This window comes from Kitasatospora sp. NPDC059827, assembly GCF_042731675.1.
Lineage (GTDB): Bacteria > Actinomycetota > Actinomycetes > Streptomycetales > Streptomycetaceae > Kitasatospora.
On the sequence record NZ_JBHWIV010000043.1, the window covers coordinates 33,731 to 56,831 of the forward strand.

General features: G+C 71.1%; 22 protein-coding genes and 1 riboswitch. Of the genes, 9 read left to right on the forward strand and 13 right to left on the reverse strand.

Annotated features, from left to right (window positions below; all coding sequences use genetic code 11):
• Positions 1–72: 72 nt before the first annotated feature.
• The 3 genes from mctP to ACFV8H_RS25070 form a co-directional block, all read right to left on the reverse strand.
• Entirely contained in the window at positions 73–1,683 is a 1,611-nt protein-coding gene (gene mctP / locus ACFV8H_RS25060) for a monocarboxylate uptake permease MctP (protein WP_380403836.1), read from the reverse strand.
• The gene (locus tag ACFV8H_RS25065) at positions 1,680–1,943 is read right to left on the reverse strand and encodes a DUF3311 domain-containing protein (RefSeq protein ID WP_380403839.1); all 264 of its coding nucleotides are present in this window, start codon (positions 1,941–1,943) and stop codon (positions 1,680–1,682) included. Before ACFV8H_RS25065 ends, mctP begins: the two co-directional genes overlap by 4 nt.
• 296 nt (positions 1,944–2,239) lie before the next feature.
• The gene (locus ACFV8H_RS25070) at positions 2,240–3,031 is read right to left on the reverse strand and encodes a GntR family transcriptional regulator (protein ID WP_375894047.1); all 792 of its coding nucleotides are present in this window, start codon (positions 3,029–3,031) and stop codon (positions 2,240–2,242) included.
• A gap of 337 nt (positions 3,032–3,368) precedes the next feature.
• On the opposite strand from ACFV8H_RS25070, the gene ACFV8H_RS25075 reads away from it, so the two are divergent.
• The 7 genes from ACFV8H_RS25075 to ACFV8H_RS25105 all read left to right on the forward strand — a co-directional run bounded on the left by ACFV8H_RS25075 (position 3,369) and on the right by ACFV8H_RS25105 (position 13,082).
• Positions 3,369–4,652: an extracellular solute-binding protein gene (locus ACFV8H_RS25075; RefSeq protein ID WP_380403842.1), complete on the forward strand. Its 1,284-nt coding sequence runs from the start codon at positions 3,369–3,371 to the stop codon at positions 4,650–4,652.
• 90 nt (positions 4,653–4,742) lie between these two features.
• Complete coding sequence (locus ACFV8H_RS25080; RefSeq protein WP_380403845.1) at positions 4,743–5,771, forward strand: carbohydrate ABC transporter permease; 1,029 nt, start codon at positions 4,743–4,745, stop codon at positions 5,769–5,771.
• The gene (locus ACFV8H_RS25085) at positions 5,768–6,595 is read left to right on the forward strand and encodes a carbohydrate ABC transporter permease (protein WP_375894038.1); all 828 of its coding nucleotides are present in this window, start codon (positions 5,768–5,770) and stop codon (positions 6,593–6,595) included. Before ACFV8H_RS25080 ends, ACFV8H_RS25085 begins: the two co-directional genes overlap by 4 nt.
• Before the next feature lie 6 nt (positions 6,596–6,601).
• Complete coding sequence (locus tag ACFV8H_RS25090; RefSeq protein ID WP_375894036.1) at positions 6,602–8,155, forward strand: glycoside hydrolase family 3 protein; 1,554 nt, start codon at positions 6,602–6,604, stop codon at positions 8,153–8,155.
• Positions 8,156–8,609: 454 nt separating this feature from the next.
• A complete protein-coding gene (locus tag ACFV8H_RS25095; RefSeq protein ID WP_380403896.1) occupies positions 8,610–9,887 on the forward strand; it encodes an extracellular solute-binding protein in 1,278 nt (425 codons plus the stop codon).
• A 219-nt stretch (positions 9,888–10,106) separates the two neighbouring features.
• Positions 10,107–11,165 carry an SIS domain-containing protein gene (locus ACFV8H_RS25100; RefSeq protein ID WP_380403850.1) on the forward strand — a complete coding sequence of 353 codons (1,059 nt, stop codon included), beginning with the start codon at positions 10,107–10,109 and terminating at the stop codon, positions 11,163–11,165.
• 396 nt (positions 11,166–11,561) lie between these two features.
• Positions 11,562–13,082, forward strand: coding sequence for a sensor histidine kinase (locus ACFV8H_RS25105; RefSeq protein WP_375894031.1), 1,521 nt, complete (start codon positions 11,562–11,564; stop codon positions 13,080–13,082).
• A gap of 468 nt (positions 13,083–13,550) precedes the next feature.
• Here ACFV8H_RS25105 and ACFV8H_RS25110 read toward each other — a convergent pair whose 3' ends face one another.
• Both ACFV8H_RS25110 and ACFV8H_RS25115 read right to left on the reverse strand, forming a co-directional pair.
• On the reverse strand, positions 13,551–13,802 hold the full coding sequence (locus ACFV8H_RS25110; RefSeq protein WP_014138019.1) for a WhiB family transcriptional regulator: 252 nt from the start codon (positions 13,800–13,802) through the stop codon (positions 13,551–13,553).
• 369 nt (positions 13,803–14,171) lie between these two features.
• Complete coding sequence (locus tag ACFV8H_RS25115; RefSeq protein WP_375894028.1) at positions 14,172–15,143, reverse strand: diacylglycerol/lipid kinase family protein; 972 nt, start codon at positions 15,141–15,143, stop codon at positions 14,172–14,174.
• 50 nt (positions 15,144–15,193) lie between these two features.
• Between ACFV8H_RS25115 and ACFV8H_RS25120 the strand changes: the two genes are divergently transcribed.
• The gene (locus ACFV8H_RS25120; RefSeq protein ID WP_380403854.1) at positions 15,194–15,610 is read left to right on the forward strand and encodes a hypothetical protein; all 417 of its coding nucleotides are present in this window, start codon (positions 15,194–15,196) and stop codon (positions 15,608–15,610) included.
• 79 nt (positions 15,611–15,689) lie between these two features.
• Here the strand turns inward: ACFV8H_RS25120 and ACFV8H_RS25125 are convergent, their stop codons facing one another.
• The 7 genes from ACFV8H_RS25125 to sodN all read right to left on the reverse strand — a co-directional run bounded on the left by ACFV8H_RS25125 (position 15,690) and on the right by sodN (position 21,632).
• Positions 15,690–16,682 carry an RNA polymerase sigma factor SigF gene (locus ACFV8H_RS25125; protein ID WP_375896638.1) on the reverse strand — a complete coding sequence of 331 codons (993 nt, stop codon included), beginning with the start codon at positions 16,680–16,682 and terminating at the stop codon, positions 15,690–15,692.
• A 156-nt stretch (positions 16,683–16,838) separates the two neighbouring features.
• Positions 16,839–17,249, reverse strand: coding sequence for an anti-sigma regulatory factor (locus tag ACFV8H_RS25130; RefSeq protein ID WP_360233452.1), 411 nt, complete (start codon positions 17,247–17,249; stop codon positions 16,839–16,841).
• Between the two features lie 137 nt (positions 17,250–17,386).
• Entirely contained in the window at positions 17,387–17,863 is a 477-nt protein-coding gene (locus ACFV8H_RS25135; RefSeq protein WP_375896636.1) for a GNAT family N-acetyltransferase, read from the reverse strand.
• A gap of 116 nt (positions 17,864–17,979) precedes the next feature.
• On the reverse strand, positions 17,980–18,975 hold the full coding sequence (locus ACFV8H_RS25140) for an ABC transporter substrate-binding protein (RefSeq protein ID WP_380403859.1): 996 nt from the start codon (positions 18,973–18,975) through the stop codon (positions 17,980–17,982).
• A gap of 43 nt (positions 18,976–19,018) precedes the next feature.
• Entirely contained in the window at positions 19,019–19,819 is an 801-nt protein-coding gene (locus ACFV8H_RS25145) for an ABC transporter ATP-binding protein (protein ID WP_375896631.1), read from the reverse strand.
• Positions 19,816–20,868, reverse strand: a complete 1,053-nt coding sequence (locus ACFV8H_RS25150; RefSeq protein ID WP_380403862.1) for a FecCD family ABC transporter permease — start codon at positions 20,866–20,868, stop codon at positions 19,816–19,818. Before ACFV8H_RS25150 ends, ACFV8H_RS25145 begins: the two co-directional genes overlap by 4 nt.
• A 95-nt stretch (positions 20,869–20,963) precedes the next feature.
• A riboswitch (cobalamin riboswitch) is annotated at positions 20,964–21,109 on the reverse strand.
• Positions 21,110–21,236: 127 nt separating this feature from the next.
• Positions 21,237–21,632: a superoxide dismutase, Ni gene (sodN, locus tag ACFV8H_RS25155; RefSeq protein WP_045699892.1), complete on the reverse strand. Its 396-nt coding sequence runs from the start codon at positions 21,630–21,632 to the stop codon at positions 21,237–21,239.
• 176 nt (positions 21,633–21,808) lie between these two features.
• Here sodN and sodX point away from each other — a divergent pair, with 176 nt between their 5' ends.
• The gene (gene sodX / locus ACFV8H_RS25160) at positions 21,809–22,264 is read left to right on the forward strand and encodes a nickel-type superoxide dismutase maturation protease (protein ID WP_380403865.1); all 456 of its coding nucleotides are present in this window, start codon (positions 21,809–21,811) and stop codon (positions 22,262–22,264) included.
• Between the two features lie 11 nt (positions 22,265–22,275).
• Here sodX and ACFV8H_RS25165 read toward each other — a convergent pair whose 3' ends face one another.
• Positions 22,276–22,863, reverse strand: coding sequence for a CGNR zinc finger domain-containing protein (locus ACFV8H_RS25165; RefSeq protein ID WP_380403868.1), 588 nt, complete (start codon positions 22,861–22,863; stop codon positions 22,276–22,278).
• Between the last annotated feature and the right edge of the window lie 238 nt (positions 22,864–23,101).

Consider the following 23,101-nt stretch of genomic DNA (forward strand, 5'->3'; position numbering starts at 1 on the left):
ACATATGATCGCGCCGCCTCCTCCAGTGTTCACGGAGAAGGCGGCGCGATCACAGGGCGCGCGCACGGCCAATCAGTGCGCCGCTACGGGCTCCGGCGCGTTCTCCCGCTCGTCGCCGGCGGCCTCGGCGCTGTAGTCGGAGGGCTTGGTCTCGTCCGGCCCGTCGGGCGTCCTGAGCGCCCGCAGCACCACGGTGAGCACCACCGCGACGACCAGGTTGAGCACGAAGGCGGTCATGCCGATGTAGCCGATCTCGCCGATGCCGGGGATCTCGGCCGCGTTGCCGCCGAAGTGCTTGGTGGCCGGGCTGGCCAGCCCGTACGCCGTCCAGGTGCCGTAGCCCATGCCCGCCGCCCAGCCGGCGAACAGCGCCCAGTGGTGGAACCAGCGGGTGAACAGGCCGCCGACGATCGCCACGAAGGTCTGCAGGATCCACAGGCCGCCCAGCAGCTGGAGGTTGATCGCGGCCTGCTTGTCCATGCCGAGCACGAAGACCAGCGCGCCGACCTTGACCAGCAGCGAGACCAGCTTGGCGACCCGGGTCTCGTCGGCCGGGGTGGCGGCGGGCTTGAGCCACTCCTTGTAGACGTTGCGGGTGAACAGGTTGGCCGCGGCGATGGACATGATGGCGGCCGGCACCAGCGCGCCGATCCCGATCGCGGCGAAGGCCACGCCGGTGAACCAGTCCGGGAACATGTTCGCGAACAGCTGCGGCACCGACAGCTGGGCGTTGTAGCCCTTGACGCCGCTGCCCACGCCCGCCGCGATCGCCATGAAGCCGAGCAGCGCCAGCAGCCCGAGCATCAGCGAGTACGCGGGCATGATCGCCATGTTGCGGCGCACGGTGTTGCGGGACTTGGAGGCCAGCACGCCGGTCACCGAGTGCGGGTACATGAACAGCGCCATCGCCGAGCCGATCCCCAGCGTGGCGTACGTCCACTGCTTGTTGTCGGGGAGGGTCAGCCCGCCGGCCTTGGCCTGCTTGAAGTGCGCCGCGGCCGCGTCGAAGACGTGCCCGTAGCCGCCGAGGCGCAGCGGGATGTAGATCACCGCGACGATGATCACGATGTAGACCAGGGCGTCCTTGACGAAGGCGATCAGCGCCGGGGCGCGTAGGCCGGAGGAGTAGGTGTAGGCGGCCAGCACGCCGAAGGCCAGGAACAGCGGCAGGTCCTTGACGAACCAGTTGGCGTCCGCCCCGCCGCCGAGGCCGAGCACGTCCAGCACGGCCTGGATGCCGACCAGTTGCAGGGCGATGTACGGCATGGTGGCCAGGATCCCGGTCAGCGCGATGACCAGGGACAGCGGCCGCGAACCGTACCGGCCGCGGACGAAGTCGGCCGGGGTGACGTAGCCGTGCACCCGGGAGACCGACCAGAGCCGGGGCAGGAACAGGAAGACCAGCGGGTAGGCGATGATCGTGTACGGCACCGCGAAGAAGCCGGCCGCGCCGGTCGCGTACACGGCCGCCGGGACGGCGACGAAGGTGTAGGCGGTGTAGAGGTCGCCGCCGAGCAGGAACCAGGTCACCCAGGTCCCGAAGCTGCGCCCGCCCAGGCCCCACTCGTCCAGGTGGGCCGCGTCGTCCGCGCGGCGCCAGCGGGAGGCGAGGAAGCCCATCACGGTGACCAGCAGGAAGAACAGGACGAAGACCACGAGGGCCGGCACGTTGACGTCCTTCATCGCGCACCGCCCTTGCGGGCCGCGCCGCGGGCCTTCTCGTCCCGGTTGATCAGCAGGTAGGCGGCGACCGTGAAGACGGCCGAGACCGGCACCCAGAGCAGCTGGTACCAGTAGAAGAAGGGGATCCCGGCCACCGCCGGGTCGGTCTTGTCGTAGGAGGAGACCCAGAGCATCGCCACGATGGGCACGAGCAGGGCGAGTCCGGCGAGCACCCGCTCGGGGGTCACGGCCGGGACTGGGATCCCGGCTGGCTCGGGCATGACAGCTTCGCTGGGGGCTTGGTCAGACGGCATCTTCTGCTCCGCTCCGGAGGGTTCCGTCGGCGCCGCAGCCCCGGAGGTGCCCGGCACCCCCGTGAGCCCGCCGGGCAGCACCATCGGTGATCGGCAGTCAGTACGGCTGCGCAATCTAGGGCATGGGGTGATCCATGTCACCCGATATGACGCAACTTTCCGCCATCCGGACACGAACGGGCACCGGCGCGCGGGTCGCGCGCGCCGGTGCCCGTGGTGAGGGGGAGGGGTCCCTTCGAGGTGAGGGCCCCGAACGGGGACGACTACTCCGGCCGCTGGAGCCGGGTGATGAACTTGTAGCGGTCGCCGCGGTAGATGGAGCGCACCCACTCGACCGGGTCGCCGTCCGCGTCGAAGGAGTGCCGGGAGAGCTGGAGCATCGGCAGGCCCAGGTCGGAGCCGAGCAGGCCGGCCTCCCGCGGGTTGGCCAGGGTGGTCTCGATGGTCTCCTCGGCCTCGGCCACGGTGACCCCGTAGACCTCGCGCAGCGCCGCGTACAGCGAGTTGTGCTTGGCCAGGTTGCGCCGCAGGGCGGGGAAGCGCTTGGCGGAGAGGTGGGCGACCTCGATGGCCATCGGGTCGCCGTTGGCCAGGCGCAGCCGCTCGATCCGCAGCACCCGGCCGCCGGGCTTGATGTCCAGCAGCGGGGCGAGCCGGTCGTCGGCGGTGATGTAGCCGATCTCGATCAGCCGGGAGGTGGGCTCCAGGCCCTGGGCGCGCATGTCCTCCGTGTAGGAGGTGAGTTGCAGCGCCTGGGCGACCTTGGGCTTGGCCACGAAGGTGCCCTTGCCCTGGATGCGCTCCAGCCGGCCCTCGACGACCAGTTCCTGGAGGGCCTGGCGCACGGTGGTGCGCGAGGTGTCGAACTGGGCGGCCAGCGCGCGCTCGGGCGGGACCGGGGTGCCCGCGGGCTGGGTCTCGGTGAGCTGGAGGAGGTGGCGCTTGAGGCCGTAGTACTTGGGGACGCGCGCGGTCGGATCGGCGCCGGCCTGCGTCGGGAGGTTCTTCACCTCGGGGTCGTCGGCCTGGGCGGTGGATCCCCCGTCGCTGCTCATCGGACCTGTTCTCCCGCTTCTCGCGGAGCCTTTTACCGCCCCGCCACATCGTTAACGGACCACATCGTTGCATGTATGGCTACGGAACGAATACCTCATCACGCGATGAACGATGTGCGGTGTCGGCTTGATAACGGGTGGTCGAGATCGGTCGAACAGCCGTTGACAGGCCCATTGGTCTAGGCCAAGCTCCAGGCATCTGGTCTACACCACTAGGCCGGTAACGATGAATCCCCCCACCCGCTCGAAGGGGTCCGCGGCACCTGTTCTCCCGCTTTGCGTGGGTCTGCCGCAGCCGCCCGACGGGGGTAACCCAGGCATCCCTCAGGAGGATGGCGTGAAGCGTCAGCTCATCGCGGCGGTCGGCGTCGCAGCAATGGTCGTCGGTCTCGCGGCCTGTGGCTCGGACGGCAAGAAGGACGACGGCGGTTCCTCGTCCTCCACGTCGGCCGACCGGTACAAGGGCAAGACGCTCAAGGTGTGGACCATGACCGGCTCCGCCCCCAAGGGCTGGACCGACTCGGTCAAGACCGAGTTCGAGAGCACCTACCCGGGCTCCAAGGTCGACTTCCAGGCCCAGGAGTGGACCGACATCGGTCCGAAGATCACCGCCGCGCTGTCCGAGGGTTCGGTCGACGTCCTGGAGCTGGGCAACACCCAGACCTCCGGCTACGCCGCCACCGGCGGTCTGCTCGACATCACCAAGGACAAGTCCGCGCTGGGTGGCGACGCTTGGGCCGCCAACCAGAACGAGGCCGCGATGCTGGACGGCAAGCAGTACGCCGCCCCGTGGTGGGTCTCCAACCGCGTGGTCGCCTACAACAAGGACCTCTGGAAGGCCGCCGGCCTGACCGACGCGCCGAAGACCCTGGACGAGTTCTACGCCGACCTGGACAAGCTCAAGACCACCCAGGGCGTCGTCGACCCGATCTACCTGCCGGGCCAGGAGTGGTACACCTACTTCGGTCTGCTCACCGGCGAGGGCGGCAAGATCGCCAAGCAGGAGGGCGGCAAGTGGGTCGGCGGCCTGGAGTCGCCCGAGGCGCAGCGCGCCTTCGAGACCTACAAGACGCTGCAGAGCCACTCGCTCACCGGTCCGAAGGACAAGGACGAGGCCACCCCGCAGCAGAAGGACGTCTTCGCCAAGGGCAACGTCGGCACCATGATCGCCCTCGGCTGGGAGCTCCCGCTCGAGAAGGAGATGCCGAAGGACAAGATCGGCTTCTTCCCGATCCCGGGCAAGACCGCCGACAAGCCCTCCGGCGTCTTCATCGGTGGCTCGAACCTCGCGATCTCCGCGCAGAGCAAGAACACCGCGATGGCGAAGGACTTCCTGAAGATCGCCCTCAACGACAAGAACGAGGGCCTGGTCGCCGCGGCCGGCAACATCCCGAACAAGCCGGCCCTGAACAGCCAGCTCGCCGGTGACTTCGCGAAGGCCGCCCAGGCCGCCACCGCGGTCGGCGGGATCACCCCGAACACCCCGAACTGGGCCAGCGTCGAGAACACCCCGAACCCGATCAAGGACTTCCTGACCGCGGTCCTCCAGGGCGCCGACTACGCGTCCACCGCGAAGAAGTACGACGACGAGATCGCCAAGCGGCTCAACCAGAAGAACTAGTGCATCGAGCGGCGTCGCTCACCGGCCCCCGGCGGGGGGTCGGTGGGCGGCGCCCGTCCGTCGTGGCCGGGTTGTGAGGAAGTGAGAACGATGGCTGTGCATTCGGACCGGGTGCAGACGCAGTCCCCGGAGTCAGGGGAGGCTGTGGTGGCCGAGATTGACACCAGTGCCGCCGGCGGCGGAGCCAAGGGCACCGCGCCGAAGGGCACCAGACCCGCGAGCGGCCCCGGTCTCGGCGCCCGCTCCGCGCCGTACCTGCTGCTGCTGCCGGCCATCGTGGCGACCATCGTCCTGCTCGGCTGGCCGCTGCTGAAGACCTTCCTGCTGTCGTTCCAGGACCTCAACCGGCGCCAGCTGGTGATGCACCTGACCGAGTGGACCGGCTTCGACAACTACAAGGAGCAGCTGACCGACCCGGAGTTCTGGTCGGTCACCGGTCGCACCGTCGCGTTCACCCTGGTCAACGTGGTGCTGATCATGGTCGGCGGCACCCTGGTCGGCCTGCTGCTGAACGTCCTCGGCAAGAAGATGCGGCTCGCGCTGTCGGTCGCGCTGCTGATGGCCTGGGCGATGCCGGTGGTCGCCGCGACCACCGTCTACACCTGGCTGTTCGACGAGCAGTGGGGCGTCGTCAACTGGTGCCTGGACAAGCTGGGTTGGCACTCGATGGCGAACTACAACTGGATGAGCGACGAGTACTCGACGTTCTTCGTCGTCATCCTGCTGATCGTCTGGATGTCGATCCCCTTCGTGGCGTTCAACATGTACGCCGGGCTGACCACCATCCCCAAGGAGCTCTACGAGGCCGCCCGGATGGACGGCGCCGGCTCCTCGAAGATCTTCAGCTCGGTGATCTTCCCCAACCTCAAGCCGTTCTTCCTGGCCACGACCTTCCTCGAGGTCATCTGGGTCTTCAAGTCCTTCACCCAGATCTACGCGATCAACGGCGGCGGCCCCGAGAAGCTCACCCGGACCCTTCCGGTGCACGCCTTCCTGGAGGGCTCAGGCAGCCAGCACTACGGCGTCGGCGCCGCGATCGCGGTGCTCACCATCCTGATGCTGGGCGTCCTGATGGCCTACTACTTCCGCATCATGATCAAGCAGGAGGACGAGCTGTGAGGCGCTCTCTCTTCGGACGTACCTGGCCGAACGTGATCGCGGTCGTCCTCATCGTCTTCTTCATCTTCCCCGTCTACTGGATGATCGCGACCGCGTTCAAGCAGAACAACGACATCATCAGCAAGACGCCGGTCTTCATCCCGCTCGACGCGACCTTCGAGCACTTCACCACCGCGGTCAACGCACCGGACTTCTGGACGTACGTCACCAACAGCATCACCGTCACGGTCGGCGCGGTGCTGATCTCCCTGGTGATCGCGACCCTGGCGGCCTTCGCCATCGCCCGGATGAGGTTCCGCGGCCGCAAGGCCTTCGTGCTGGTCATCATGCTGGCCCAGATGGCGCCCTGGGAGGTCATGACCATCGCGGTCTACATGATCTCCCGCGACAACGACATGCTGAACAGCCTGCTGCCGCTGACCTTCTTCTACATGATGATGGTCCTGCCCTTCACCATCTGGACGCTGCGCGGCTTCATCGCCGCGGTGCCGAAGGAGCTGGAGGAGTCGGCCATGGTGGACGGCTGCACCCGTACCCAGGCCTTCGTGAAGGTGATCTTCCCGCTGCTGGCCCCGGGCCTGATGTCGACCTCGCTGTTCGGCTTCATCACGGCGTGGAACGAGTTCCCGCTCGTCCTGATCGTCAACAAGGAGCAGGGCAAGACCCTCCCGCTCTGGCTGTCCTCCTTCAAGACGGCCTTCGGCAACGACTGGGGCGCGACCATGGCGGCCTCCACGATGTTCGCCGTCCCCGTGCTGATCCTGTTCGTCTTCCTGCAGCGCAAGGCAGTCGGTGGTCTGACCGACGGCGCCGTGAAGGGCTGAGCCACCGTGAGCATCCTCGTACCCACCGTCCCGGACAGCGACCAGCTCCACCGGGACGCCCTGACCGTCCTGCAGCCCGGCTTCGTCGGCACCGAGCCGCCCGCCTGGCTGCGCCGCCACCTGGCCGCCGGGCTCGGCTCGGTCGCGCTGTTCGACCGCAACGTGGTCGACCTCGACCAGCTGTCCGCCCTCACCGGCGCGCTGCGCGCGGAGAACCCCGACCTCCTGATCGCGATCGACGAGGAGAGCGGCGACGTCACCCGGCTGGAGGCCGGCTCCGGCTCGTCCTGGCCGGGCAACCTCGCCCTCGGCGCGATCGACGACCCGGCGCTGACCCGGGACGTCGCCCGCGAGCTGGGCCGGGCGCTGGCCGCGGCCGGCGTCAACTACAACTGGGCGCCCACCGCGGACGTCAACTCCAACCCGCGCAACCCGGTCATCGGCGTGCGCTCCTTCGGCGCCGACCCGGAGCTGTGCGCCCGGCACACCGCCGCCTGGGTGGAGGGCCTCCAGTCGGCCGGCGTGGCCGCCTGCTCCAAGCACTTCCCCGGCCACGGCGACACCGCGGTGGACTCGCACCACGGCCTGCCGGTGATCGACGTCGACCTGGACGTGCTGCGCACCCGCGACCTGATCCCGTTCCAGGCCGCGATCGCGGCCGGCACCAAGGCCGTGATGACCGCCCACATCATGGTCCCGGCGCTGGACCCGAAGCTGCCCGCCACCCTGAGCCCGACCGTGCTGCGCGACCTGCTGCGCGCCGCCCCGGCCGACGGCGGCCTCGGCTACCAGGGCCTGATCGTCAGCGACGCGATCGAGATGGGCGCCATCGCCGACACCTTCGGGATGGGCCAGGGCACCGTGCTGGCGCTGGCGGCCGGCGCGGACGCGATCTGCGTCGGCGGCGGGCTGGCCGACGAGGAGACCGTGCTGATGCTGCGCGACGCCATCGTGGCGGGCGTGCGCTCCGGCCGGCTCACCGAGGAGCGGCTGGCGGACGCCGCCGACCGGGTCCGGGCGCTGGGCAGCTGGGGCCGGATCGCGGCCCAGGGCGAGCAGGCCGAGCCGGACCTCGCGGTGGGCCTGCGGGCCGCGCGCCGGGCGCTCAAGGTGGTCCGGGCGCCGGGCCGCGAGGTGCTGCCGGTGAGCGAGCGCCCGTACGTGGCCTCGTTCTCGGACGAGCCGAACATCGCGGTCGGCGACGTGACCCCGTGGGGCGTGGCCGGCATGCTGGCCGACCGCTTCCCGGGCACCCGGACCCGTGCGGTGTCCGCGGCCGAGGCCGCGCCGGAGCTGCTGGAGGCGCTGGTCGCCGAGCTGGTGGCCGGGGCCCAGGGCCGCCGCCTGGTGCTGGTGGTCCGGGACGCCCACCGGCACGCCTGGATGGCCGCCGCGCTGGCCCGTCTGGTGGCGGCCCGGCCGGACGCCGCGGTGGTGGAGATGGGGCTGCCCCAGTCCGAGCCGGTCGGCGCGCTGTACATCGCCACCCACGGCGCCGCCCGGGTCTGCGGGCTGGCGGCCGTGGAGGTGCTCACCGGGCAGCCGGGAGCGGTCGGCTGAGACCGTACGGACGCCGCCGGCCGGAGCCGGGGGCGTCCGACGACGGGCCCGTCATGCGCATGTCGCATGGCGGGCCCGTCGCGTTTCCCCGCCGTCGACCCGGACGTCCGCCGAATGACCGTGCTCCCTCAAGAGAGCCTTAAATCCACCTTAAGCCCCACTGAGGGTGACGGCCCGACGACTGATCGCCACGCGGTACAACGGGTCGGCAACAGCCTTGCTGACAAGGCCTGTTGGCCGTTGACACCACAGTTGGTCTAGGCCAGAGTCCATGCAACCGGTTCGAAATTGAACTCACCGGTTGTGGTATTGCGCCCTCCTCGAAGCTCTTCGCCGCCCCCGCCAGGACTCTCCGCCGCGGGCGCCAATCACGCTGTCGGCGGGCACCACCGTTCTTGGACAACCCTCGGAGGATGGCGTGAAGAAGCGTCAGCTCGGTTCGACGCTCGGGATCATGGCGCTGGCAGTCGCCCTGACGGCCTGTTCCTCGTCCGGATCACCCTCGGCCGACGGCCGGAGCTCCGCCGCGGACCCGCAGGCCGCCTCCGGCACCGTCACCGTCTGGTTGATGGACGACGCCCAGAAGAACTGGCCGGACCTGGTCCAGCGGGTCAACGACGAGTTCGCGGCGAAGTACCCCAAGGTCGGCCTCAAGCTGGTCTACCAGGGCTGGGCCGACAAGGTCTCCAAGCTCGACAAGGCGATCGCCGACGGCAGCGCCCCCGACGTGGTCGAGCTCGGCAACACCGAGACGATGAAGTACGTGCTCTCCGGCGCGCTGGCCCCGGTGGACCGCACCACCTTCGACAACTCCGACAGCTGGATCAAGGCGCTCGCCAACACCTGCACCTACCAGGACAAGCTGTGGTGCGTGCCCTACTACGCGGGCGCCCGGGTCGCGGTCTACAACTCCACCGTCTTCCAACAGGCCACCGGAAGCGCGGAGTTCCCCAAGACCGAGGGCGAACTGATGACCGCCCTGGACAAGATCGCCGACAAGAACAGATCTGACCGGACCTTCTCCCCGCTCTACCTGCCCGGGCCGTACTGGTACGCCGCGATGAGCTACGTGGCCGCGTACGGCGGCAGCATCGCCAAGTTCGACAGCTCCGGCAACTGGCACGGCACCCTGCACGACGCCAAGTCCCAGCAGGGCATCGGCCACTTCGCGGACCTCGTCCGCAAGTACAACAAGGGCGACCTGACGCAGAACGAGCAGAACCAGTTCGAGGCCATGGCGCGCGGCCACGCCGCCTCCTTCTACGGCAACGGCTTCGAGGCCGCCAGTGTGATCGCGCCGGTCACCGGCGACTCGGGCCTCAAGGACAGCGTCAAGGTCGCCACCATGCCCGGCCCGGACGGCAAGCCGCTGCCCACCTTCATCGGCGGCTCCGACCTCGCCGTCACCGCCAAGTCCCAGCAGGCGGGGCCGGCCGCCGACTGGATCCGGATGTTCACCAGCACCAAGTCCGAACAGGCGCTGGCCGACAAGGACATCCTGCCGAACAACCTCAACCAGCTGAACCCGTTGAAGAACAAGCCCAACACCGCCGCCGCGGCCAACGCCGTCCCGGACGCCTGGTTCACCCCGCTGGCCCCCGGCTGGGGGGCGGTCGAGAAGCAGAAGATCATCCCCGACATGCTGACCGCGATCCTCAAGGGCAAGTCCGTCGACCAGGCCACCAAGGACGCCGACGCGGCGATCGACCAGCTGATCAACAACCCGTCCTGACACCCGGCCCGCCGCGCCGCTCCGGTGCCGCCCCCGTCCGCCGCCGGGCCGGGGCGGTGCGGCGCGGGTTCGGGCCCGGTTCGGGGGTGCCGCGGCGGGGGCCCGCTCGTAGGATTGCCCAGCAGGAACCGCAGCGAGTGTGCGGACTCGCCGCCGTAGAGGTCTCCGTCGGGCAACCCGCCCGGGCGGGGTCGACCCATCTCATCGGAGGCAATCCAGATGTCCGACCCGCAGACTGTTTCCGTCCCCGGCCGGATCATGGCGGCGGAGATGGCCGAGCAGCCGGCCGTCCTCCGGCGCATCCTCGACGAGGGAGCCCCGAAGATCCGCGAGATCGCGGCCGGGATCGCCGCCCGCAGCCCCCGCTTCGTCCTGCTGACCGCGCGCGGCACCTCCGACAACGCCGCGCTCTACGCCAAGTACCTGATCGAGATCCTGCTCGGCAAGCCGGCCGGCCTGACCTCGATGTCCACCACCACGGCGTACGGGGCCCAGCCGGACCTCACCGACGTCCTGGTGATCACCGTCAGCCAGTCCGGCGGCTCGCCGGACCTGGTCGCCTCCACCAAGGCCGCCCGCGAGGCCGGGGCGATCACCCTGGCCGTCACCAACAACCCCGACTCCCCGCTCGCCGAGGTGTCCGAGTTCCACATCGACGTGCTGGCCGGGCCGGAGAAGGCGCTGCCGGCCACCAAGACCTACACCGCCGAGCTGCTGGCGCTCTACCTCCTGGTCGAGGGCCTGCGCGGCGGGGACGGTTCGGCGGCCGAGGGGCTGCCGGGCCTGGCCGCCGGGGTGCTGGCCCGCCAGGCGGAGGTGAAGGCGCTGGCCGAGCGCTACCGCTTCGCCCAGCGCCTGGTCATCACCTCGCGCGGCTACGGCTACCCGACCGCCCGCGAGGCGGCGCTCAAGCTGATGGAGACCACGTACATCCCGGCCACCCCGTTCTCCGGCGCCGACCTGCTGCACGGGCCGCTGGCCATGGTGGACAACGTCTCCCCGGTGATCGCGATCGTCCCGGACGGCAAGGGCGGCGAGGCCCTCCAGCCGGTGCTGGACCGACTGCGGGGCCGCGGTGCGGACCTCGTGGTGATCGGCCAGCAGGCGCAGGTGGACGCCGCCTCGGCGGGCTTCGCGCTGCCCGCCGGCGTGCCCGAGGAGGTCCAGCCGATCCTGGAGATCCTGCCGCTCCAGCAGCTCGCCTACGAGGTCACCATCGCCCGCGGCCAGGACCCGGACGCCCCGCGCGCCCTGGCCAAGGTCACCGAGACCCACTGAGGCGTTCCCGGAACGGAACCGGCCCCCGTCCACAGGCTGTGGACGGGGGCCGGTTCGCTGAGCGGCGGAAACGGGTCCGGAAAGCACTACGGGCCACGGCGCCGACACGGGACCCTCAACCCATGCGGCACCGCAGCCCGGAGCTGTCGTCGGGCACCGGTGTCGATCGAGGACTGTGCGGGGTCCTCGTTCGGCGGCGTCCGACCGAGGAGAAGCCGCGCGCGGTCAGGGCAGTTGCGCGGTGGGCCTCTCCTTGGTGCCCTTTCATTGTGGACTAGACCAATCTGCGTTGTCCAGGCCGCTCGGTGAATTGGTCTAAACAACTCCGGACAGTCATCCGGCGCCAGCGGACAGTCCGCCGAGCCCCCCGCCGGGCCTCGGCGCTACGCTCGCCATGTGCCCTCGCTGAACGAACTCGTCCGCCGCCACACCACCCTGACCGGGGCCGACGTGGAATGGCTCCACATGCTGGTCTCGGAGTGGCAGCTGCTCTCCGACCTCTCCTTCGCCGACCTGGTGCTGTGGATCCCCACCTGGGACGGCATCCGCTACGTCTCGGTGGCACAGATGCGGCCCAACACCGGGCCGACCTCCTACCAGGACGACATGGTCGGCCACCTCGTCCCGCGCGGGCGCCGCCCGCTGCTGGACGCCGCCTTCGACGAGGGGCGGATCGTGCGCGAGGGCGATCCGGAGTGGCGCGAGGAGGTCCCGGTCCGGGTCGAGTCGATCCCGGTCCGACGCGAGGGCAAGGTGCTCGGGGTGATCGCCCGCAACACCAACCTGCTGACCGTGCGCACCCCCAGCCGGCTGGAGCTCACCTACCTCCAGAGCGCCTCCGACCTGGCCCAGATGATCGCGGCCGGCAGCTTCCCGTTCCCCGGCGTCGAGCAGGCCGACATGGACGCCGCGCCCCGGGTCGGCGACGGCCTGATCCGCCTGGACGCGGACGGCATCGTCACCTACGCCAGCCCCAACGCGCTCTCCGCCTACCACCGGCTGGGCCTCACCACCGACCTGGTCGGCAGCCACCTCGGCCGGGCCACCGCCGACCTCGTCCCGCCCTCCCGCTCGGCCGTCCACGAGGCACTGGTGAAGCTGGCCAGCGGCTGGGCGCCCCGGCAGACCGAGGTGGAGGTGCAGGGGGGAGTGGTGACCCTGCGCGCGATCCCGCTCAAGCCGAAGGGGACGCTGACCGGCTCCCTGGTGCTCTGCCGGGACGTCACCGAGCTGCGCCGCCGTGACCGCGAGCTGATGACCAAGGACGCCACCATCCGGGAGATCCACCACCGGGTGAAGAACAACCTGCAGACGGTCGCCGCCCTGCTGCGGTTGCAGTCCCGCCGGATGGAGTCCGAGTCGGCCCGGGCCGCGCTGGACGAGGCGGTGCGCCGGGTCGGCTCGATCGCGATCGTGCACGAGACGCTCTCCCAGGCGCTGGACGAGCAGGTGGCCTTCGACGAGATCGCCGACCGGGTGCTGGCGATGGCGATGGAGCTGTCCCAGGACGGCCGGGTGGCGACCCGCCGCAGCGGAAGTTTCGGCATCCTCTCCGCCGAGGTGGCCACGCCGCTGTCGATGGTGCTGACCGAGCTGCTGCAGAACGCCCTGGAGCACGCCTTCGGCCCGACCGCCTCCGGGAACCTGGAGGTCAGCGCGCTGCGCGGGCGGGCCCCGGCGACCGGCATGGGCTGGTCGGACAGCTGGAACGGCGGTGCCAAGCCGGAGGAGTACCTGCTGATCACCGTGCAGGACGACGGGCGCGGCATGCCGGAGGGCTTCGACCCGAAGACGGCCGGCAATCTCGGTCTGCAGATCGTCCGGACGCTGGCCACCGGTGAGCTGGGCGGGACCTTCGACATGGTGGCCGGCCCGAACGGCGGCACCAAGGTCATCCTGGAGATCCCGGTGCGTTGATGCGTCGGGTTGCGCGACGGGGGCGTGCGTGCGGCGGAAGCGCCGGGTGCGCGCTCCACGCGCCCGGCGTGCGAAGGCGGGGCGGCAGCGGGGCGGCGGCGGGGCGCGGTCGGCCGGGCGCCGGACCGGAAACAAAAACGAGGCCCTGTCGACCGGGGGGGGTGGGTCGACAGGGCCTCTCAACCCGTTCCGGCCGTCGGGGGGAGTCGGCCGGAACGGGGGCTCTAGGTGGTGCGACACCTCGCATGTGCGTTGCACACGGTGAGCGCCTCAGCTCCACAATATTGCTCTAAGTGAACAGTATCAAGTGGCTGGACGGTTCGGTGTCGCGGGACCTCGCGTGGCAAGGCCCTTGGTGCGGAAGGCTTCACCAGGAGGTGCAGGGAAGCCTTTGATCATGTGTTGATCGGTTGTTGATCGGCACTACGGTTACTGCTGGTGCTACGGCGTGTGACCAGATGCTGCTGATCAGGCGGTGCGGGCGCGGTTGCGGGCGGCACGGCGCTTCATCGCGCGACGCTCGTCCTCGCTCATGCCGCCCCAGACGCCGGCGTCCTGGCCGGTCTCGAGGGCCCACTGGAGACACTGCTCCATCACCGGACAGCGGCGGCACACGGCCTTGGCTTCCTCGATCTGCAGCAGAGCAGGACCGGTGTTCCCGATCGGGAAGAACAGCTCCGGGTCCTCTTCGCGGCAGACAGCGCGGTGGCGCCAGTCCATGGTCGTCCAACTCCTCCTGCCGCGGGGGGTGGCCCGATCGGCACAATCGAATGGCTTGTGAATGTGAACGCTTTCACGAATCCCACAACAGCAAAAGAGACCAAAGGCCCATCGGGCCCGGGTGGTCTGTGCTGGGGGGGATTCGGCGATTCGAGGGACACCCCGCGGTCGGTGCTCCTGTGGTTCCGGAGTCGCCGTCGCTGCGATGTGTCCCGATCGCCATGTAGAGGTTCGCAAACCTCGGGCTCGGATACAACCCCCTTCGGGGAGGAATTTTTGATTCTTCGGTGTCGCCTAGCTCACAGCCAGTACTTCTATGGAGTGAAGGGGGCTTGTGCGTTCGAGAAGAAGGGCGAAGCCCCCTTCCGGTCACACAATCACACGCAGTGCCCGCCGAACGCCTGTGAAACTGACGCGACTCCGGTCTCCAAGATGGTCCCCGTCGACCTGGAACGGCACAGGTTCCTGGGAAACCAAGGTGAAGTGTCTGACGTCGTGATAGGAGACGACGTGCTTTCCGGACGGGCCGGCCGGCGGGGCGCCGTCGCTCGAAGGCGCGTACGACCGCAGGATCTGACGGATCGTTCGAGCAGTACCGAACGCCGTCATCCGGGTGATGCCGAAGACGTCCAGATCCGTGTCGAAGGAGGCGAGGGGCGAGGGGTAGACCGGACGGCTGCCGAGGAACGTCCACGGCGAGGTGTTGCTGACTATCGTCAGCGCCAGGCCCGGAACGGCCTCGCGGCCCGGTATTTCCAAGGCCACCGGGCCCGAGCGGCGCTGCTCACGCTGGGTGAAGTAGTGCCGGAGGGCCTGCCCGACGTACAGGGCGTGGGTGGACTTGCGCCCGGCCCTGCGCTGCTCCTCGACCCGGCCCACCACGCCGGCGTCGAAGCCGAGGCCGGCGGTGAAGGTGAACCAGCGGTCCGGCAGCCCCTCGGTCATCGCCTTGCCCAGCCCGATCGGCCGCTCGTGCCCCTGCTCCAGTGCGTTCAGCAGGGCGCCGGTCGCCTCCACCGGGTCGTTGGGCAGGCCCAGCGCGCGGGCGAAGACATTGGTCGAACCGCCCGGCACCACGGCCAGTCGCGGGACCTTCTCGCCCGGGCCGTGCGCCAGCAGCCCGTTGACCACCTCGTTGACGGTGCCGTCCCCGCCCAGCGCCACCACCAGGTCGACCGTGCCGTCCTGGGCGGCGTCCCGGGCCAGGTCGTGCGCGTGCCCCCGGTACTGGGTCTCGGCGACGTCCAGCTTGAGGTCGCTGCGCAGCGCGTGGATCAGTACGTCCCTGGTCCGGCCACTGGTGGTGGTGGCCTTGTGGTTCACGACCAGGAGAGCGCGCATGGGGAAAGCCTACGGGGCCGTACGGACCGACCGGCGGCTACCCTGCTGGAGTGACCGCAGAATCCTCCGCACCCGCACCCGCCCGTCCGGTCCCGCTCACCCTGGGCGCCGCCATCACCGCCCTGGAGGGCGCGGCGCTCGCCGTCGTCGGCGTCTCGGACATGGTGTCCGCGCTGTCCGGCCAGGCCAAGCAGCTGGCCCTGAACGAGTTCGGCGGCCTGGTCATCGTGCTGCTCGGGGTGCTGCCGATACTGGCCGCCCGCGCGCTGCTCAAGGAGCGCCGCTGGGGCCGCAGCCCCGCGGTGCTGACCAACTCGATCTGCCTGCCGGTGGCTTACTACATGGTCCAGAGCGGCGGCGCGATGATCGCGGTCGGTGCGCTGGTCGGCCTGCTCGGCCTGGTGGGCATCGGCGCGCTGCTGAACCCGAGGTCGACGGCGGCCCTGTACGCGCAGCAGGAGGGCTGAGCGCCCCCACCGCCCCGAACGACGAACGGACGGCCGTCGCAGCACCCGCTGCGGCGGCCGTCCGTTCGTGCCGGTCCTGCTACTCCTCGACGAGGAGCTTCTCCCGCAGCTGGGCCAAGGTCCGGGCCAGCAGTCGGGACACGTGCATCTGGGAGATCCCCACCTCGGCGGCGATCTGCGACTGGGTCATGTTCCGGAAGAACCGCAGCACCAGGATCTTCTGCTCCCGGGGCGGCAGTTGGGCCAGCAGCGGCTTGAGCGACTCGCGGTACTCGACGCCCTCCAGCGCCTCGTCGGTGGCGCCCAGGGTGTCCGCCACGGCCGGCGACTCGTCGTCGCTGTCCGGGACGTCCAGGGACAGCGTGGAGTACGCGTTGGCGGACTCCAGGCCCTCCAGCACGTCCTCCTCGGAGATGCCCAGGTGCTCGGCCAGTTCGTGCACCGTGGGGGAGCGGCCGTGCCGCTGGGAGAGCTCGCTGGTCGCCGTGGTGAGCGACAGCCGCAGCTCCTGGAGGCGGCGCGGGACGCGCACCGCCCACCCCTTGTCGCGGAAGTGCCGCTTGATCTCGCCGACGATGGTCGGCGTCGCGTAGGTGGAGAACTCGACCCCGCGCTCGTGGTCGAAGCGGTCCACCGACTTGATCAGTCCGATGGTGGCGACCTGGGTCAGGTCGTCCAGCGGCTCACCCCGGTTGCGGAACCGCCGGGCCAGGTGCTCGACCAGCGGGATGTGCATCCGGACCAGCTGGTTGCGCAGCTCCACGCGCTCCGGGGAGCCCTCGGGCAGCGCGGCCAGCCGGACGAACAGCGCGCGGGCGGCCTCCCGGTCCGGTGCGCCGGTGCGGTGCGAGCCCTGGGCGGGCACGGCGCCGTGCAGGTCCGCGCCCTCCGCCGCCGGTTCCGGCGGGGGAGTGGAGGCGGGCGTCGGCTCAGACGTCGGCTCGGTCGGGTGGCTCATCCGGTGGGCGTCCTTCGGGTGCGCTTCGTCGTTGGCGGCGAGGCCGGAAACGCTCGCCTGGGTCGGTACGGCAGGTCCCGCCGTCGCGAGGCCGGTACGGTCCAGATCACTCACGGCCATTCCCCCGTTCCGTTCCGGGAGCACCGGGGCCGTCGGCCCCGGCATCGTCTCGTTGGTCGTACCGCCGGTGGGCGGTACCGGGAGCCGTCCGCCGGCCCCGGGTGGGGTGCGGCGGACGGCCCTTGCAGGGTGCTGCTGCTCGGTGCCCGGTCAGTGGGCGGCGGACCCGCCGCGCTTCTTGTGCAGGCTGATCGTCACGGTGTTGTCCTCGGCGACCGAGGAGTCCACCTCGCCGGCCAGCGCGGAGAGCACCGTCCACGCGAAGGTGTCGCGCTCGGGCGCCTTGCCGTCCGTGGTGGGAGCGGAGACGGTCACCTTGAGCGAGTCGCCGACCAGCCGGAACTCGCAGGACAGGACGGAGCCGGGCACCGCCTGCTGGAGCAGGATGGCGCAGGCCTCGTCCACCGCGATCCGCAGGTCCTCGATCTCGTCGAGGGTGAAGTCCAGCCGGGCGGCAAGCCCGGCCGTCGCTGTTCGCAGCACGGAGAGGTAGGCCCCTGCCGCGGGCAGCCGGACCTCCACGAAGTCCTGAACTCCGAGATCGCTGTCGATCTGGGACACCCTTGCCTCCTGGGTGACGCGCTGTGCTTGCTTGGTACCCCCGAGGGGGCGTCCTCCGCACCCGGTGCGGGAGTTACTCATGGTAAGGCATTGCGACGCAGGGTGGCAGGGGCTTTGCCCCTACTCCGTGCGTGGGTTCAACGCTTCCCGGCGGCCGTGAGTGCCTCATCGGTGAGCCGGTAGACCGTCCACCCGTTCATCGGCACCGCGCCGAGCGAGCGGTAGAAGTCGATCGAGGGCTGGTTCCAGTCCAGCACCGACCATTCGACCCGGGCGTAGCCGCGCTCGACGGCGATCCTCGCCAGCTCCAGCAGGAGCGCCTTGCCGTGGCCGCCGCCGCGGGCCTGCGGGCGGACGTAGAGGTCCTCCAGGTAGATCCCGTGGGTGCCGCGCCAGGTCGAGAAGTTGAGGAACCAGAGCGCGAAGCCGACCGGTTCGCCGGTGGCCGGGTCCTCCGCGATCAGGCCGAACAGCGCCGGGGCGGCGCCGAACAGCGCCTCGCGCAGCTGCTCCTCCGTGGCCACCGCCTCCTGGGGGGCCTTCTCGTACTCCGCGAGCTCACGGATCATGGCCAGGACGACGGGAACGTCGGTGACGACGGCGGTGCGGATCATGCCGCGAGCCTACTGCGCGGGCCCGCCCGGGCCCAGGGCCGGAGCGGGGTCCGATCGTCGGTCGCGCCGGTCCGCGCGGACCGGCGCCCTGCCCGGCGCCCCGGCCGGTGGACCGGTCAGCGGGCCGGGACGGTGCGCAGGAACCCGGCCAGGGTGCTGATCGCGGCCGGGTTGCGCGGGCTCTCGACCAGGTCGACGTAGTCCATGACGAAGATCCGGTCGTTCCTGATCGCGGCGACGTTCGCCAGCGGCGGGAAGGATTTGAGGAACGCCCGCTTCTCCTCGGCGCCCGGGGTCGCGTAGTTGTTGATCACGATCACCTCGGGGTCGCGCTGCACCACGCTCTCCCAGCCGGCGGTGACCCAGGTGTCCGCGAGGTCGCCCATGACGTTGGTCCCGCCGGCCTTCGCGATGATCTCGTTCGCGGCGGCGAACTTCCCGGCGGTGTACGGCTTGTCCTGCCCGCTGTCGTACAGGAAGACGGACGGGCGGCGCTCCGGCTGCGGTACGGCGGCGATGGTGGCCCTGGACTCGGCGATCAGCTTGTCGGCGCGGTCCTCGACGTCGAAGATCGCGCCCAGGTTGGCCAGGTCGGTGTAGAGCGCCTCCAGCGGGTCCATCACCCCGCGCTCGGAGCCCTTGCCGCTGCGGCAGGACTCGCTGAGCACGTAGGAGTCCACGCCGAGCGCCTTGAACGCCTGCGGGGTGACCCCGCTGCCCTCGTCGAAGCCGTAGTGCCAGCCGGCGAACACCAGGTCGGCCTTGGCGTCCAGGGCGATCTCCTTGGTGAGCACCTTCTTGGAGAGCCAGTTGGTCTGCCGGTAGCCGTCCTTCCAGGCCACCTTGTCGACCTGCCCCTTGTCGTCGGGCATCACGTAGCCGGCCATCCGGTCGGCGAGGCCGAGGGAGAGCATCAGTTCGGTGATGTTGACGTCGTTGGTCACCACCCGGGCGGGCTTCTGCGCGAAGGTGAGCCGCTCGCCGCAGTTCGTCACGGTCACCGGGTAGTGGCCGGAGGCGGTGGCGGCGCCGGGGCGGGGGGCGATCTCGGCGCCGCAGGCGGTCAGCCCGAGGGTGAGCAGGGCGGTGGCGGCAACGGCCTTGGTGCGCATACGGGTTCCTTCGGATCGGAACGGTCCCGGGGATTCGCGGGGGTCAGGCGAGACGGTCGAACAGCAGTTGGAGGGCGCCGGTCCCGGGGTGGCGGACGGGGGTGGCCCGGACGCCGAACACCTCGGCCAGCAGTTCGGGGCGGAGCACCTCGTGGGGCTCGCCGGCGGCGACGATCCGGCCGGCCTCCAGCACGTACAGCCGGTCGCAGTGGCCCGCCGCCAGGTTGAGGTCGTGCAGGGCGGTGAGCACCGTCGGCCCGGCCTCGCGGGCGAGCGCCAGCACCTCCAACTGGTGGGCGATGTCGAGGTGGTTGGTGGGCTCGTCCAGCACCAGCAGGCGCGGTTCCTGGACGAGGGCGCGGGCGATCAGCACCCGCTGCTTCTCGCCGCCGGACAGGCTCGGGAAGGCGCGTTCGGCGAGGTGGTCGGCCCGGACCCGGCGCAGCGCGGCGGCGCAGCGCTCCCGGTCCCCGGCGGTCGGGCCGGCGGCGAGGCCGCGCCGGTGCGGCAGCCGGCCCATGGCGACCACCTCGGCCACCGTGAACTCGAACTCGGCGGGGTGCTCCTGGGTCAGCGCGGCCACCCGGCGTGCGGTGTCGCGGGCGGTGAGCGCGTGCAGGTCGTCGCCGGCCAGCCGGACGGTCCCGCCGGCCGGGCGCAGCACCCGGTAGACGCAGCGCAGCAGGGTCGACTTGCCGCTGCCGTTCGGGCCGATCAGCCCGATCACCTGCCCGGCGGCGGCCGTCAGGCTCACCTCGTGGACCAGCCGGGCGCCGGCCAGTTCCACCGAGACGCCGTCGACGCGCAGGTCCTCCGCGCCGGTCGAAGGGGTCGGGGCCGTCATCGCCGGCCTCCGAAGGCCTGGCCGCGGCGGCGCATCATCAGCAGGAAGGCGGGCACCCCGAGCACCGCGGTGAACACCCCGACGGGCAGTTCGGCGGGTGCCAGCAGGGTGCGGGAGGCGATGTCCACCCAGACCAGCAGCAGCGCCCCGGCGAGCGGCGCGATCGCCAGCACCCGGCGGTGCCCGGCGCCGACCAGCATCCGGGCCAGGTGCGGCATCAGCAGTCCGACGAAACCGATCGCCCCGCTGACGGCGACCACGGTGCCGGTGACGGCGGCGGTGACCACGAACAGTTCCCGGCGCAGCCGGTCCGGGTCGACGCCGAGCGAGGCGGAGGTCTCGTCGCCCATCGCGAGCGCGTCCAACCGTCCGGCGGCGCAGGCCAGGTAGGCCAGTCCGGCCAGGACGGTGGCGGCCGCGATCGGCACCGAGCCCCAGGTGGCGCCGCCGAGGCTGCCGAGCAGCCACATCATGGCGTCCCGGGCGGCCTCGGCGTGGTCGGCGGAGAAGACCATCAGGGTGGTCAGGGCGGAGAAGCCGTAGGAGAGCGCGGTACCGGTGAGCACCAGCCGCAGCGGGGTGAGCCCGTACGCGGTGCGGGCGGCGAGGTAGACCAGCACCATGGCGAGCAGCGCGGAGCCGAACGCGGAGACCGAGATCGCCCACACCCCGAGCGAGGCGAAGGCGCCGAGCAGCAGGACGGCGTTGGCGCCGACGGCGGCGCCGGAGGAGATGCCCAGGACGAACGGGTCGGCGAGGGCGTTGCGCACCAGGGCCTGGACGGCGACCCCGGTGGCGGCGAGCCCGCCGCCGACCACGGCGGCCAGCAGGGTGCGCGGCAGCCGCAGCTCCCAGACGATCGCGTACGCCGCCGCGTCGCTCGCGTCCAGCCGTCCGCCGGTCAGCCCGGCGCCCAACAGTCGCAGGACGTCCGGGAGTTCGATTCCGGAGGCGCCGAGCGCGACGCCGCAGACCAGGGAGAGCAGCAGGGCGGCGGCGAGGCCGAGGGCGAGCGGGAGGGTCGGTATTCGGCGAACGGGGTCACTCACGGGCGGGCGTGCCTTGCCTCGGGCCGCGGGTGTGCCGGGGCGGGCGCCGGCCGGGGTCGGGCCCGGGCGCCTTCCCCTCGCAGTCCACGGCGAGTTGTCGGGAGTTCAGCGGCCGGGGGCGATCGGGCTGGCCCGGCCCCGGGACCGCGGGCCGTGCTCACCGTTGCGGGTCAGCGCCGGATTCTCACCGGACTTCCCCCTCGGACGCCCTGGCAGCATAACAGCCACTCAGGGTAGGCAACCCTTACCGGGGTCCGTTGCCGGTGTGCGTTCCCGGTGTCCGTTCCCGGGGCGGGGAGGCCCGGGAACGCACGACCGCCCCCGTCCGACGGTGCGGACGGGGGCGGCCGGGTGGCGACGCGTCAGGCTCAGGCCTGCTTGGTCTCCCAGAAGATCTTGTCGACCTCGGCGATCAGGTCCAGCAGGGCCTGGCCGGTGGCCGGGTCGGTGGACGCCTTGGCGGCCGAGGCGGCCTTCAGGGTGTCGTTGATCAGCTGGTGCAGCTGCGGGTACTTCTCGAAGTGCGGGGCCTTGAAGTAGTCGCTCCACAGCACCGAGATGTGGTGCTTGACGGCCTCGGCGCGCTGCTCCTTGATGATGATGGCGCGGGCGCGGAAGTGCGGGTCCTCGTTGGCCTGGTACTTCTCCTGGGTGGCCTTGACCGACTCGGCCTCCAGCTTGGCCTGGGCGGGGTCGTAGACACCGCACGGCAGGTCGCAGTGGGCGTGAGCAGTGGCACGCGGTGCAAACAGACGAGAGAACATGGGAGTCCTTCCTTAGATCGTCTTCCCGCGCCCGAGATTACCCTTCCGGCCTCCGGGTTTCGCGGCCGGGCGGTGGGCCTAGGGCGAAAGACGGACCCGGAACCGGGGTAATCCGGACATCGAACGGATGACGGTCCGTACGGCAGACTGGGGCGGTCGGTCCGGGAGGAGGAGCCATGGCGCGGAGCACGGAGCCGCAGGGCGGCGGGCAGGGCGGCGGGCAGGGCGGCGCGGTGCCGTTCGGACTGGTCGACGTGACGGGCCCGTCGATGGTCCCGACCCTGCGCGAGGGCGACCGGCTGCTGGTCCGCTACGGGGCGCCGATCCGGCCCGGCGCGGTGGTGCTGTTCCGGCACCCGTTCCAGCAGGACCTGCTGGTGGTGAAGCGGGCCGCCGAGCGCCGCCCGAAGGGCTGGTGGCTGCTGTCCGACAACCGTCCGGTGGACAGCGACAGCCGCAGCTACGGCCCGGTCCCGGACGAGCTGGTGCTCGGCCGGGTGCTGCTGCGGCTGCGGCCGAGCCCCGCCTGGCTGGCGCCGGGCCGCGGGCTGGAGCGGTTGCTGCTCGGCCCCCGGCTGGCCCGGGTGCCGGGCCTGGCCCGGCGGTTCGGGGTCTTCGTCGACGAGCTCTGAGCCCCGGCCGGCTACTGCCCGGTGCCCAGCGCGGCCTCGGCCTCCAGCCGCTTGCGGGCCCGGTACGCGGCGACGTTGGCGCGGGTCGCGCAGCGGTCGGAGCAGTAGCGGCGGGAGCGGTTGGTCGAGGTGTCCAGGTAGGCGTTGCGGCACGGCGCGGCCTGGCAGATGCCGAGCCGGTCGGCGCCCAGTTCGGTGAGGTGCACGGCCAGGCCCATGCAGGCGACGGCGCTGAAGTGCGCGGTGGCGGTGGGCGAGTTGTCGGCCAGGTGCAGGTGCCAGCGCGGCCGGCCGGCGTCGTCCAGGTAGTCGTGCCCGGAGACCAGCGGGCTGACGGGGTACTCCATCAGCAGGCTGTTCAGCAGGTCGACGGACCGGGTCTCGTCCCCCTCGGCGGCGGCCTCGAACACTCCGCGCAGCCTGGTCCGCACCGCCCGCAGCCGGGGCACGTCGGACTCGTCGGCCAGCGCGGCGGCGCGGGAGGAGTCGGAGAAGAGGGCGCGCACGGCGTCCACCGAGGTCAGCGTGTCGGTGCCGCGCTCGGGTTCCTCGGTGTTCACCAGCCGAACGGCGAGATCGGCGTACGAGGCGAGCTCCACGGCGGTCCTTCCAGTGGTTGCGTAACGGGCCCGGATGGTTCCGGTAACGGGCTGGGCGCTTCCAGCCTATTACCCGGCTGGGGAAAACGTCGGCGCCCCGCCGGCAGTCGGCGGGCGGGCGGCGACCGGACGGGGGCAGAGGACCGGGGGGGGGAAGGGCCGGGTGGGCGCGGGGGGGGGGGTGGGGGGGGCGCGGCGGGCGCGGCGCCCCCCGCCCCCCCCCGGGGGGGGGGGGGGG

What these genes read in the sequence shown, in the direction of transcription:
- ACFV8H_RS25080 (WP_380403845.1), top strand. Translation starts at nt 4,743, where the DNA reads ATGGCTGTGCATTCGGACCGGGTGCAGACGCAGTCCCCGGAGTCAGGG.
- ACFV8H_RS25100 (WP_380403850.1), top strand. Translation starts at nt 10,107, where the DNA reads ATGTCCGACCCGCAGACTGTTTCCGTCCCCGGCCGGATCATGGCGGCG.
- sodX (WP_380403865.1), top strand. Translation starts at nt 21,809, where the DNA reads ATGGCGCGGAGCACGGAGCCGCAGGGCGGCGGGCAGGGCGGCGGGCAG.
- ACFV8H_RS25145 (WP_375896631.1), bottom strand. Translation starts at nt 19,819, where the DNA reads ATGACGGCCCCGACCCCTTCGACCGGCGCGGAGGACCTGCGCGTCGAC.
- ACFV8H_RS25070 (WP_375894047.1), bottom strand. Translation starts at nt 3,031, where the DNA reads ATGAGCAGCGACGGGGGATCCACCGCCCAGGCCGACGACCCCGAGGTG.
- ACFV8H_RS25065 (WP_380403839.1), bottom strand. Translation starts at nt 1,943, where the DNA reads ATGCCCGAGCCAGCCGGGATCCCAGTCCCGGCCGTGACCCCCGAGCGG.
- ACFV8H_RS25095 (WP_380403896.1), top strand. Translation starts at nt 8,610, where the DNA reads ATGGCGCTGGCAGTCGCCCTGACGGCCTGTTCCTCGTCCGGATCACCC.
- ACFV8H_RS25135 (WP_375896636.1), bottom strand. Translation starts at nt 17,863, where the DNA reads ATGATCCGCACCGCCGTCGTCACCGACGTTCCCGTCGTCCTGGCCATG.
- ACFV8H_RS25115 (WP_375894028.1), bottom strand. Translation starts at nt 15,143, where the DNA reads ATGCGCGCTCTCCTGGTCGTGAACCACAAGGCCACCACCACCAGTGGC.
- ACFV8H_RS25140 (WP_380403859.1), bottom strand. Translation starts at nt 18,975, where the DNA reads ATGCGCACCAAGGCCGTTGCCGCCACCGCCCTGCTCACCCTCGGGCTG.
- mctP (WP_380403836.1), bottom strand. Translation starts at nt 1,683, where the DNA reads ATGAAGGACGTCAACGTGCCGGCCCTCGTGGTCTTCGTCCTGTTCTTC.
- ACFV8H_RS25110 (WP_014138019.1), bottom strand. Translation starts at nt 13,802, where the DNA reads ATGGACTGGCGCCACCGCGCTGTCTGCCGCGAAGAGGACCCGGAGCTG.
- sodN (WP_045699892.1), bottom strand. Translation starts at nt 21,632, where the DNA reads ATGTTCTCTCGTCTGTTTGCACCGCGTGCCACTGCTCACGCCCACTGC.